The organism is Streptomyces sp. NPDC054841 (genome assembly GCF_053611045.1).
Window position 1 is genome coordinate 1 of record NZ_JBSGZO010000273.1, and the last position, 11430, is coordinate 11430.

11 protein-coding genes and 1 tRNA gene are annotated in these 11430 nt (G+C 69.4%); 8 read left to right on the top strand and 4 right to left on the bottom strand.

The annotated features are described in order from the left end of the window. Positions 1-36: 36 nt before the first annotated feature. Both ACWGI8_RS28905 and ACWGI8_RS28910 read left to right on the top strand, forming a co-directional pair. Positions 37-774, top strand: a complete 738-nt coding sequence (locus ACWGI8_RS28905; RefSeq protein WP_453665282.1) for a molybdopterin-dependent oxidoreductase — start codon at positions 37-39, stop codon at positions 772-774. After that, positions 716-1381, top strand: coding sequence for a cytochrome b/b6 domain-containing protein (locus ACWGI8_RS28910; RefSeq protein ID WP_453665284.1), 666 nt, complete (start codon positions 716-718; stop codon positions 1379-1381). Before ACWGI8_RS28905 ends, ACWGI8_RS28910 begins: the two co-directional genes overlap by 59 nt. Before the next feature lie 69 nt (positions 1382-1450). On the opposite strand, the gene ACWGI8_RS28915 is transcribed toward ACWGI8_RS28910, so the two are convergent. Beyond that, entirely contained in the window at positions 1451-2878 is a 1428-nt protein-coding gene (locus ACWGI8_RS28915; RefSeq protein WP_453665286.1) for a GntP family permease, read from the bottom strand. A gap of 8 nt (positions 2879-2886) precedes the next feature. Then, complete coding sequence (locus ACWGI8_RS28920) at positions 2887-3396, bottom strand: gluconokinase (protein WP_453665287.1); 510 nt, start codon at positions 3394-3396, stop codon at positions 2887-2889. 192 nt (positions 3397-3588) lie between these two features. Between ACWGI8_RS28920 and ACWGI8_RS28925 the strand changes: the two genes are divergently transcribed. The 3 genes from ACWGI8_RS28925 to ACWGI8_RS28935 all read left to right on the top strand — a co-directional run bounded on the left by ACWGI8_RS28925 (position 3589) and on the right by ACWGI8_RS28935 (position 7292). Beyond that, on the top strand, positions 3589-4290 hold the full coding sequence (locus tag ACWGI8_RS28925; protein WP_453665288.1) for a FadR/GntR family transcriptional regulator: 702 nt from the start codon (positions 3589-3591) through the stop codon (positions 4288-4290). A gap of 223 nt (positions 4291-4513) precedes the next feature. Next, on the top strand, positions 4514-5977 hold the full coding sequence (locus tag ACWGI8_RS28930; protein ID WP_453665290.1) for an amino acid permease: 1464 nt from the start codon (positions 4514-4516) through the stop codon (positions 5975-5977). Between the two features lie 229 nt (positions 5978-6206). Further along, on the top strand, positions 6207-7292 hold the full coding sequence (locus tag ACWGI8_RS28935) for an S-(hydroxymethyl)mycothiol dehydrogenase (RefSeq protein ID WP_453665292.1): 1086 nt from the start codon (positions 6207-6209) through the stop codon (positions 7290-7292). Positions 7293-7301: 9 nt separating this feature from the next. Here ACWGI8_RS28935 and ACWGI8_RS28940 read toward each other — a convergent pair whose 3' ends face one another. Both ACWGI8_RS28940 and ACWGI8_RS28945 read right to left on the bottom strand, forming a co-directional pair. Beyond that, entirely contained in the window at positions 7302-8267 is a 966-nt protein-coding gene (locus ACWGI8_RS28940) for a pseudouridine synthase (RefSeq protein ID WP_453665293.1), read from the bottom strand. 68 nt (positions 8268-8335) lie between these two features. Next, positions 8336-8423 (bottom strand) — tRNA-Leu (locus ACWGI8_RS28945). Positions 8424-8747: 324 nt separating this feature from the next. On the opposite strand from ACWGI8_RS28945, the gene ACWGI8_RS28950 reads away from it, so the two are divergent. The 3 genes from ACWGI8_RS28950 to ACWGI8_RS28960 all read left to right on the top strand — a co-directional run bounded on the left by ACWGI8_RS28950 (position 8748) and on the right by ACWGI8_RS28960 (position 11397). Continuing rightward, positions 8748-10073, top strand: coding sequence for a M20/M25/M40 family metallo-hydrolase (locus ACWGI8_RS28950; protein ID WP_453665295.1), 1326 nt, complete (start codon positions 8748-8750; stop codon positions 10071-10073). Positions 10074-10246: 173 nt separating this feature from the next. Next, positions 10247-10480 (top strand): chaplin ChpH, encoded by a 234-nt coding sequence (gene chpH, locus ACWGI8_RS28955; protein WP_453665297.1) that lies wholly within the window; start codon positions 10247-10249, stop codon positions 10478-10480. Positions 10481-10614: 134 nt separating this feature from the next. Further along, entirely contained in the window at positions 10615-11397 is a 783-nt protein-coding gene (locus ACWGI8_RS28960; protein ID WP_453665298.1) for a chaplin, read from the top strand. The last annotated feature ends 33 nt before the right edge of the window (positions 11398-11430 follow it).

The following is an 11430-nucleotide window of genomic DNA, read 5'->3' on the forward strand; positions in this document are numbered from 1 at the left end:
CTGGATTCGGGCGGCCGCGGGTGCTCGAATCGGAATGTGAAGGACACCGACTCAGCCCCGAGCCCCGATGCCGAAGGCACGCCCGTCGGGCGGCGTCTGGTGCTCTCGGTCCTCGGCCTCGGCGCCGCAGGCGTCGCCGCCGCCCCGTATCTGCAGCGCGGCCTCGAAGCCTTCCTCGGCTCGGTCGCGGACAAGGACCCCACCAAGCTCACCGGGCTGCTCCCGAACGGCGGCGGCTTCCGCTACTACTCGGTCGCCGCATCCGTACCGCACAAGAACGGGAAGAACTACCGCCTCACCGTCGACGGACTGGTCGAGCGGCCCACGACGTACACACTGGACGCCCTGCGGGCGCTGCCGCAGACCCGCATCGTGCGCGACGTGCAGTGCGTCACCGGCTGGCGCGTCCCCGACACCGCGTTCGAGGGCGTGAGACTCTCGGACCTGCTGGACGCGGCCGGGGTGCGGCCCGAGGCCCGGGCCATCCGGTTCACCTGCTTCGACGGCACGTACAGCGAGAGCCTCACCCTCGACCAGGCCCGTCGCTCCGACGTCCTGGTCTGCCTGCGTATGCAGGACAAGCCGCTCAGCCACTCGCACGGCGGCCCGGTGCGTCTCTACATCGCGCCCATGTACTTCTACAAGTCGGCGAAATGGCTCTCCGGAATCTCCCTGACCTCCGAAGTGCAGCCCGGTTACTGGGAGGAGAGAGGCTATGACGTCGACGCCTGGGTCGGCCGGTCCAACGGCCGCGACGACGCCCCCACCGTCTGAACGCCCGGTTCCGGTACGGCGGTTCAGCCGTGCCGAGCGCTGGGTGCACCGCACCACTGCGGCCCTGATGCTGCTGTGCGTCGCGACCGCGGCCGCACTGTACGTCCCCGGAATCGCCGAACTCGTCGGCCGCCGCCATCTCGTGGTGACCCTGCACGAGTGGTCGGGACTGCTGCTGCCCGCACCGTTCCTGCTGGGGCTGGCTTCGCGCGCGTTCCGGGCGGATCTGGGGCGGCTCAACCGCTTCGGTCCGCACGACCGGACGTGGCTGCGGGCCGTACGGCGCCGGGACCATCGGCCGTCCTCCCGTCCGGCGGGCAAGTTCAACGCCGGACAGAAGATCTACGCGGCCTGGATCGCGGGCGCGGTGCTGGTGATGCTCGGCACGGGGCTGCTGATGTGGTTCACGCATCTCGCCCCGCTGGTGTGGCGTACGAGCGCGACCTTCGTGCACGACTGGCTGGCGCTCACCATCGGCCTCGTCCTCATCGGTCACATCGGAATGGCGCTCGCCGACCCGGAGGCACGCCGTGGCATGCGCACCGGGTCGGTCGAGCGGCCGTGGGCCCGTCGGGAACACCCGCTGTGGGACCCGGACAAGGACTGACGGCTGACGGCTGACGGCTGACCGCTGACGACTGGCGCCCGGAGGGGCCGCGGCACCAGGGAGAAGGGGCTACAGCACCAGGGAGAGCAGCAGCACGAAGGCGATGCCGACCACCGAGATGATGGTCTCCATCACCGACCAGGTCTTGATCGTCTGGCCGACGCTCATCCCGAAGTACTCCTTCACCAGCCAGAATCCGGCGTCGTTGACGTGGCTGAAGAAGAGCGAACCGGCACCGATCGCCAGCACCAGCAGCGCCGCCTCGGCGGTGCCCATGCCGGCGGCGAGCGGGGCGACCAGACCGGCGGCGGAGATCGTCGCCACGGTCGCCGAACCGGTCGCCAGCCGGATCGCCACCGCGATCAGCCAGGCCAGCAGCAGCGTCGGGATCGCCCAGTTCTTGGAGAAGTCCAGGATCATCTGGCCGACGCCGATGTCGATCAGCGTCGTCTTGAAGCCGCCGCCGGCGCCCACGATCAGCAGCACGCCCGCGATCGGGGCGAGGGACTTCTCGACCGTGGAGGCGATCCGGCCCTTGCTGAAGCCGGCGGCCCGGCCGAGCGTGAACATGCCCACGATCACGGCCGAGAGCAGGGCGATCAGCGGCGAGCCGACGACGTCGGTGACGCGCTGAACCGGGTTCTCGGGGTCGTCGACGACGATCTCGACCAGGGCGTTGGCCATCATGAGGACGACCGGCAGCAGCACGGTGGAGACGGTGGCGGCGAAGCTGGGCCGCTTCTCCAGGTTTTCCCAGGAGCGCTCGGCGGGGGCCTGGGAGGAACCTCCGGAGGAGAACGTCACCCCGTCCGGAGCCTGGATGTCGACCCAGCGGGCGGCGTACTTGGAGAACACCGGACCGGCGATGATCACCGTGGGTACGGCGACGACCAGGCCGAGCGCCAGGGTGACACCCAGGTTGGCGCCGATGGCGTCGATCGCGACCAGCGGGCCGGGGTGCGGCGGGATGAGGCCGTGCATCACCGACAGGCCCGCGAGGGCCGGGATGCCGATCCGCATCAGCGAGTAGTTGCCCCGCTTGGCGACCATCAGCACCACGGGGATCAGCAGGACGATGCCGACCTCGAAGAAGAGCGGGAGCCCGATGACCGACGCGATCAGCACCATCGCCCAGGGCATGGACCGGCCGCTCGCCTTCGCGAGGATCGTGTCCACGATCTGGTCCGCGCCACCCGAGTCGGCGAGCAGCTTGCCGAGTATCGCGCCGAGCGCGATGAGCACGCCGACGCCCGCGACGGTGGTGCCGAGGCCCTTGGTGAAGGACTCGATGGTCTTCTCCAGCGGAGCTCCGGCGAGGGCGCCCAGCGCCAGCGAGCCGATCGTCAGTGCCAGAAAGGCATGCAGTTTGAACTTGGTGATGAGCACGACGATGACGGCGATGCCCGCGAGAACGGCGATGCCCAGCTGTGCGTTGCCCGCCGAGGTGATCGGTTCGGTGGCGTCCGCTGCCAGCATCTCGACGCTGAGACTGGTCACGTGATTCCTTAGCTTTCGAGCCGGCGCAGCGCGGCGACGGCTCGCTCGGTGATTTCTTCGGGGGAGCCGGTGACGTCGACACAGACGCCGGCCTCGTCCTCCTGCAGCGGCTGCAGGGTGGCGAACTGCGATGCGAGCAGCGCGGTGGGCATGAAGTGCCCCTTGCGCTCGGCCATCCGCCGCTCGATCAGCGTACGGTCGCCGGTCAGGTGCAGGAAGACGGCATCGGGTGCGGCGGCGCGCAGGCGGTCCCGGTAGACCCGCTTGAGCGCGGAGCTGGCGACCACGCCGCCCAGGCCCGCCCTGCCGTGCGCCCACTGCCCGATCGCGTCGAGCCAGGGCGCCCGGTCCGCGTCGTCCAGCGGGACGCCGGCCGACATCTTGGCGATGTTGGCCGCGGGATGGAAGTCGTCGCCTTCGGCGTACGGAACGCCCAGGCGTTCGGCGAGCAGGGGTCCGATCGTGGTCTTGCCGGTCCCTGCCACGCCCATCACTACGACGACGTGGGGGGTGCTCATGGGTGCCTCGCTGTCTTCTTCGACATCGGTCCGACGTCATCGACATGGGTCCGGGCACGGATCCGGCAGCGGTCCGACGTCGAGCCGTCGCGCTACTGAAACGCATTAGGTATGACTTATTCAAGAGGTTGAGATGTAAACGTCATACTTATTGTTCGTCTTGCTCGCCGGCCCGCCCCGTAGGCTTGGGCCATGACCACAGAGGGCCACGGGCTGCACACACACGTCCTCGACAGCCTCGGCCTGGCGATCACCGCGGGTGAGTACCCGCCGGGCAATGTGCTCCGCACCGACGAGCTGGCCGAGCGCTTCGACGTCTCGCGCACCGTCGTCCGTGAAGTGGTCCGCGTCCTGGAGTCGATGCACCTGGTGGAATCCCGGCGCCGCGTCGGCGTGACCGTACGCCCCACAGCGGAGTGGAACGTCTACGACCCGCGCGTCATCCGCTGGCGGCTCGCCGGTGCCGACCGCCCCCGCCAGCTGCGTTCACTGACCGTGCTGCGTTCCGCGATCGAGCCGGTCGCCGCCGGGCTCGCCGCCCGCAACGCCACCCCCGAGCAGTGCGCGGCGCTCACCGAGTGCGCGCTCGGCATGGTCGCCACCTCCCGCGGCCATCAGCTGGAGGCGTATCTGGAGCACGACATCGCCTTCCACCGGATCGTGCTCAACGCCTCCGGCAACGAGATGTTCGCCCGGCTCGGCGATGTCGTCGCCGAGGTCCTCGCCGGCCGCACCCACCACCAAGTGATGTTCGAGAACCCGGACCCGGCCGCCGTGACCCTCCATGTGCAGGTCGCCGAAGCCGTTCGCGAAGGCGACGCAGCCCGGGCCGAGACCCTTACGCGGGAGATCGCCTTCGGGGCGCTCCAGGAGCTGGACGTACTCGCCCCCTGAGGATCATGGCGTCCTTGCTTCACCTTGTCGCAACCTCTGAAATACCTCAGATCTGTATCTGAGTGAGGTGCGCCACTGCCAAAATCCCAGGGTTGCCGTGACTATGAGCTTTCGGGCCTTCTGCGCCCCCGAGGCCGAGCCGTGGTGACTGTCTTCCTCACCACGGAAGGCCGCCGGCATCTGACCGGGTACCGCACACCCCCTCACGAAGGCGAACACCTACATGAGTGACCGCACCATGACTGCGGCCGATACGCCCGTCGCCGGGCCTCCGGCAACCGGCTCCCCCCACGTAGACGCCGGTGACGCCGGGTACCGCAAGGACCTCAAGTCGCGGCACATCAACATGATCGCCATCGGCGGCGCCATCGGTACGGGCCTCTTCCTCGGCGCCGGCGGACGCATGGCCAACGCCGGCCCCTCGCTCTTCATCGCCTACGCGGTCTGTGGCGTCTTCGCCTTCTTCGTCGTGCGCGCGCTCGGCGAGCTCGTGCTCTACCGGCCCTCCTCCGGTGCCTTCGTCTCGTACGCCCGTGAGTTCATGGGCGAGAAGGGCGCCTACACCGCCGGCTGGCTGTACTTCCTGAACTGGTCGACCACCGCCATCGCCGACATCACCGCGGCCGCGACCTACGCTCACTTCTGGGCGATGTTCAGCGACATCCCGCAGTGGGTGCTCGCCCTCATCGCCCTCGCCGTGGTCCTCACCGCCAACCTCATCTCGGTGAAGTACTTCGGCGAGATGGAGTTCTGGTTCGCGATCATCAAGGTCGCCGCGCTGGTGATCTTCATGCTCATCGGCATCTACCTCGTCGTCACCCAGCACGAGGTCGGCGGCCACACCCCCGGCCTGGCCACCATCACCGACAACGGCGGCGTCTTCCCGACCGGTGTCATGCCGATGCTGCTGCTGATCCAGGGTGTCGTCTTCGCCTACGCCTCCGTCGAGCTGTGCGGCGTCGCCGCCGGTGAGACCGAGAACCCCGAGAAGATCATGCCGAGGGCGATCAACTCGATCATGTGGCGCGTCGGCCTCTTCTACGTCGGCTCGGTCGTCCTGCTCGCCCTGCTGCTGCCGTACACCGCCTACACCGGCGACCAGAGCCCGTTCGTCACCGTCTTCGACAAGCTCGGCATCCCGGGCGCGGCCGGCGTGATGAACCTCGTCGTGCTCACCGCAGCCCTGTCCAGCCTGAACTCCGGCCTGTACTCGACCGGCCGCATCCTGCGCTCGATGTCGATGTCCGGCTCGGCGCCCAGGTTCACCGGTGTGATGAACAAGGGCGGCGTGCCCTACGGCGGCATCCTGCTCACCGCGGGCTTCGGTGTCCTCGGCGTGGTCCTGAACTACGTCATGCCGGGCGACGCCTTCGAACTGGTGCTGAACTTCGCCTCCATCGGCATCATCGGCACCTGGGGCATGATCATGGTCTGCTCGCTGCTGTTCTGGAACCGCTCCAAGGACGGCCGCGTCACCCGCCCCGGCTACCAGCTGCCCTGGGCTCCGTTCACCCAGATCATCACCCTGGTCTTCCTCGCCTCCGTGCTGGTCCTGATGTGGATGGACGGCGGCATCAGCCGCACCACGGTGAACTGCCTCCCGCTGATCGCGCTCGCGCTCGTCGGTGGCTGGTTCGTCGTCCGCAAGAAGGTCAAGCGGATCGCCGCCGGACACAAGCAGCTCTGACGCCACCGCGTCCCGGTACGCGCTGCACGGAAGGCCCCCGCGGGACATCCCGCGGGGGCCTCGCCGTTTCGGCGGCGGCCTTCGGGAGCGGTTTCGGGAATCAGGAGTGGTTTCGTGAAGTAGGAGCGGTTCCGGGAATCAGGAGTGGTTCCGGGAATCAGGAGTGGTTTCGGGAATAGTGGGGCGGGACAGCTGTACGCGGAAGTCCCCGAGGAAGGGAAGCACTGCGATGGCGCAGCAGGTCCAGGGGGTCGTCGCCCCCGGCAGGAACGAACCCGTGCGGGTCGAGACGATCGTGATCCCCGACCCCGGCCCCGGCGAAGCCGTGGTGAAGATCCAGGCATGCGGGGTCTGTCACACCGACCTCCACTACAAGCAGGGCGGCATCAACGACGACTTCCCCTTCCTCCTCGGCCATGAGGCCGCGGGCGTCGTGGAGTCGACCGGCCCGGACGTCAGCGACGTCGCCCCCGGCGACTTCGTGATCCTCAACTGGCGCGCGGTCTGCGGCCGCTGCCGGGCCTGCCGGCGCGGCAGGCCCTGGTACTGCTTCGACACCCACAACGCCCGGCAGAAGATGACGCTGGGCGACGGGACGGAGCTTTCGCCTGCTCTCGGCATCGGTGCCTTCGCCGAGAAGACGCTGGTCGCCGCCGGCCAGTGCACCAAGGTCGACCCGTCGGTCTCCCCGGCCGTGGCGGGCCTGCTGGGCTGCGGAGTGATGGCGGGCATCGGCGCCGCCCTCAACACCGGAAACGTCAGCCGTGGCGACTCGGTCGCCGTCATCGGCTGCGGTGGCGTCGGCGACGCGGCGATCGTCGGCTCCCGGCTCGCCGGAGCCGCCCGGATCATCGCCGTCGACATCGACGACCGCAAGCTGGAGACCGCCCGCTCCATGGGCGCCACCCACACCGTCAACTCCCGCACCACCGACCCCGTCGAGGCGATCCGCGAACTCACCGGGGGCTTCGGCGCCGACGTCGTCATCGAGGCCGTCGGCCGCCCCGAGACGTACCAGCAGGCCTTCTACGCCCGCGACCTGGCGGGCACGACCGTTCTCGTCGGCGTTCCGACGCCCGAGATGAAGCTCGAACTCCCGCTCCTCGACGTCTTCGGCCGCGGCGGCGCGCTCAAGTCCTCCTGGTACGGCGACTGCCTGCCGTCCCGCGACTTCCCCATGCTCATCGATCTCCACCAGCAGGGCCGCATCGACCTCGCGGCCTTCGTCACCGAGACCATCGGCCTCGGCGACATCGAGAAGGCCTTCGCCCGGATGCACGAGGGCGATGTCCTGCGCTCGGTGGTGATGCTGTGACCGGCACGGTCACCACGCCGAAAGCCGCAGCCCGCTCTCGAACCGGCACTCCCGCCCGCTGAGCGGGTCGGTGAACTCCAGGGCCCGCGCGAGCAGCTGCAACGGCCGCCGGTAGTCCTCCGGCCCGTCCGCACGGACCACGGGATACACCGGATCATCGAGGATGGGCAGCCCCAGGGCGTTCATGTGCACCCGCAGCTGATGGGTACGGCCGGTGGCCGGCAGCAGCCGGTACCGGCCGAGGGCCTGTCTTCCGGATCTTGCCGGGCTCGCGTGCCCTGGCCCGCCGCGGTGCTCCAGCAGCTCGATCCGGCTCTCGCTGTTCGGCTCGCCCGCCACCTCCCGGGCGGCCTGCACCCCGCGATCCTTCTCGATCCGGCTGCGCACGGTGACGGGCAGCGCCACCCCGGGGTCGTACGGAGCCACAGCCTCGTACTCCTTGCGCACCCGCCGGTCCCGGAACAGCGTCTGGTACGCGCCGCGGTCCTCGGGCCGTACGACGAACAGCACGAGCCCCGCCGTCAGCCGGTCCAGCCGGTGCGCGGGCTGCAGCTCCGGCAGCTCGAGATCACGGCGCAGCCGGGCCAGCGCGGTCTCGGTGATGTGCCGGCCGCGCGGAGTCGTCGCGAGGAAGTGCGGCTTGTCGGCGATCACCACATGAGCGTCCCGGTACACGATCCCGATCTCGAACGGGACGCGCTGCTCGGCCGCGAAATCCCGGTGGAACCAGAGATACCGTCCGGCCCTGTACGGCTCCTCGGCGGCAACCGGCCCGTCCGCCGAGACGAACCGCTCCTCCCGCAGCATGGCATCCACCCGCTCGGCCCCGACCGCCCCCGCGAACCGCCCGACGAGATGATCCCGTACGGTCCGCCAGGTCCCGTCCGGATCGGCGGGCAGCCGGATCCGCACCGGGTCGATCCCGTCGCGCTGCGCCAGCGGCGCCACCGGGGCGGCCCGTCTCCTGCGTCCCACGGCTAGAGCACCCGCCTCCGTACGGTCCCGCAAAAACAAAAAACCCCAGCTGAGCTGGGGTTCGATGCTGGTGTCCGAGGGGGGACTTGAACCCCCACGCCCGATAAAGGGCACTAGCACCTCAAGCTAGCGCGTCTGCCATTCCGCCACCCGGACCAGGTGTCTGTCTTGCGGCCCTGGGCCGTTCCGACGTGGAAAACCATAGCAAACATTCGGAGTGCCCGATCACGCCCCCTGTCCGCCCCCTGTCCGCCCCCTGTCCGGCCTCTGTCCGGCCTCTGTCCGGCCCCTGTCCGGCCTCTGTCCGTCCCCTTCTCCGTCCCCTCTCCGTTTCCGTCCGCCCTCTGCCCACCCCCGCGCCACCCGCCCCGCACCTCGTCCCGTTTCGGGCGTGTGTCATCACCCGGGCACCCTTTGGCGCGAGCCGGGGTCGCGGGAGGATGAGGGCGGACCACCAGAGCGACAGTGGGAGGAAACAGCGTGAGCGAGTCGCACACCGCCCGGAGGATCTCCGGCGAGGACGAGGTCGTCGACCTCTGTCGCGATCTGATCCGGATCGACACCAGCAACTACGGCGACCACTCCGGCCCGGGGGAGCGGGCGGCCGCCGAGTACGTGGCGGAGAAGCTCGCCGAGGTCGGCCTGGAGCCCAAGATCATCGAGTCGCACCGGGGCCGGGCCTCCACCGTGGCGAGGATCGAGGGCGAGGACCCGTCCCGGCCGGCGCTGCTCATCCACGGCCACACCGACGTCGTACCGGCCAACGCCGACGACTGGACCCACCACCCCTTCTCCGGGGAGATCGCCGACGGCTGCGTCTGGGGCCGTGGCGCGGTGGACATGAAGGACATGGACGCGATGACCCTCGCGGTCGTACGGGACCGGCTGCGCAGCGGCCGCAAGCCGCCGCGCGACGTGGTGCTGGCGTTCCTCGCGGACGAGGAGGCGGGCGGTGCGTACGGGGCCAGGTATCTGGTCGACAAGCACCCGGGGCTCTTCGAGGGCGTGACCGAGGCGATCAGCGAGGTCGGCGGCTTCTCCTTCACCGTCAACGAGCAGCTGCGGCTCTACCTCATCGAGACGGCCCAGAAGGGCATGCACTGGATGAAGCTGACCGTGGACGGCAGCGCCGGGCACGGCTCGATGATCCACAAGGACAACGCGATCACCGAGCTTTCCGAGGCCGTGGGACGGCTCGGGCGGCACAAGTTCCCGGTGCGGGTCACCAAGACCCTCCGGCACTTCCTCGACGAGCTCGGCGACGCTCTCGGCACCGAGCTCGACCCGGAGAACATGGACGACACGCTCGCCAAGCTCGGTGGCATCGCCAAGCTGATCGGCGCCTCACTGCAGAACACCGCCAACCCGACCCAGCTGGGTGCGGGCTACAAGGTGAACGTCATCCCCGGGCAGGCGACCGCGCACGTCGACGGCCGGTTCCTGCCGGGATACGAGGAGGAGTTCCTCGCCGATCTCGACCGGATCCTGGGGCCCCGGGTCAAGCGCGAGGACGTCCACGCCGACAAGGCGCTGGAGACTTCCTTCGACGGGGCGCTGGTGGAGGCGATGCAGACGGCCCTGGTCGCCGAGGACCCGATCGCGCGCGCCGTTCCGTACATGCTGTCCGCCGGCACCGACGCCAAGTCCTTCGACGACCTGGGTATCCGTTGCTTCGGCTTCGCGCCGCTCAAGCTGCCCCCGGAGCTGGACTTCGCGGGCATGTTCCACGGCGTGGACGAGCGGGTGCCGGTGGACGGTCTGAAGTTCGGGGTGCGGGTACTGGACCGTTTCCTCGACGCGAGCTGAGGGAGCGGCGACTAAACCGCTCGATCTGCTGAAACGAAACTCCAGCATTCGTCCACGCGTGCGTATTTGACTGAAAAGAGTGAATGGGACCATAAGCTAGTAGCCCCATTAACCCCTCCTCGTTACAGGTGTGCGGCCCGCGGCTGGGACCGCATTGCCAACAAGGAGGAATAATGATCAAGAAGGTCGTCGCTGCTGCGGCTGCCACTGGTGGTCTGGTTCTCGCGGGTGCGGGCATGGCCGTCGCAGACTCGGGCGCGCAGGGTGCCGCCGTGCATTCCCCGGGTGTGCTTTCGGGCAATGTCATCCAGGCGCCCATCCACGTCCCGGTGAACGTCTGCGGCAACACGGTCTCCGTGATCGGGCTGCTGAACCCCGCCTTCGGCAACGTCTGTGTCAACGACTGACGTTGAGTCTTGCCCCGTGAGGGAGTGACCCCGGCGGCCTCGGAGTGCGCGCCATGCACTCCGGGGCCGCCCGTGTTCCACCCCCGGGCGAGGCGCCCGGGGTAATCCGGAAGTCAGAAGGCAGGAAACCAGCTATGCGACAGGTCGCGCGAAAAGGCCTGATCACCGCGGCGGCCGCGGGCAGCGTGCTCGCCGCCCTCAGTGGTGGCTACGCGCACGCGGACTCGGGCGCCGAGGGGGGCGCGTCGAATTCCCCGGGGGTGCTTTCCGGGAATTCGGTCCAGGCTCCGGTGCATGTGCCGGTCAACATCTGCGGCAACACCGTGAACGTCATCGGGCTGCTCAACCCCGCGTTCGGGAACAACTGCGCCAATACGTCGGACCACGGCGGAGGTGCCCACGCCGAGGGCGGCACGGCGAACTCTCCCGGAGTCGCCTCCGGCAACAGCGTCCAGGTGCCCGTCGATGTGCCCGTCAACGCGTGCGGGAACAGCGTGACGATCGGCGGCCTCGGCAACGGCGCGTTCGGCAACGACTGCGCCAACGGCTCGGACGGGAACAACCCCGGGGAGCCGGGAGAGCCCGGAGAGCCCGGGGAACCTGGTGAGCCCGGCGAACCGGGAGAGCCTGGTGAGCCCGGAGAGCCGGGAGAGCCCGGGGAACCTGGTGAGCCCGGCGAACCGGGAGAGCCCGGCCAGCCCGGAGAGCCCGGCCAGCCCGGCGAACCCGGGGAGCCGGCAACGCCGATCGAGCCCTCGGGCCCGAACACGCCGGGTACCAACACCGTCACGCCGCCCAAGGGCACCGACGAACTCGCGCACACCGGTGCCGGTTCGCTCGGGCTCGTGATCCCGGCGGGCGCCGGCCTGCTGCTCGGCGGTGTGGTCCTCTACCGAAGGGCCCGCGCCTCCGTGTGATTGAGCCGTGACGCAACGGAGCGGGCCCGCAAC

Coding starts and splice junctions, on each gene's coding strand:
- ACWGI8_RS28910 (WP_453665284.1), top strand. CDS start 716: ATGACGTCGACGCCTGGGTCGGCCGGTCCAACGGCCGCGACGACGCCC.
- ACWGI8_RS28920 (WP_453665287.1), bottom strand. CDS start 3,396: ATGAGCACCCCCCACGTCGTCGTAGTGATGGGCGTGGCAGGGACCGGC.
- ACWGI8_RS28925 (WP_453665288.1), top strand. CDS start 3,589: ATGACCACAGAGGGCCACGGGCTGCACACACACGTCCTCGACAGCCTC.
- ACWGI8_RS28930 (WP_453665290.1), top strand. CDS start 4,514: ATGAGTGACCGCACCATGACTGCGGCCGATACGCCCGTCGCCGGGCCT.
- ACWGI8_RS28935 (WP_453665292.1), top strand. CDS start 6,207: ATGGCGCAGCAGGTCCAGGGGGTCGTCGCCCCCGGCAGGAACGAACCC.
- chpH (WP_453665297.1), top strand. CDS start 10,247: ATGATCAAGAAGGTCGTCGCTGCTGCGGCTGCCACTGGTGGTCTGGTT.
- ACWGI8_RS28960 (WP_453665298.1), top strand. CDS start 10,615: ATGCGACAGGTCGCGCGAAAAGGCCTGATCACCGCGGCGGCCGCGGGC.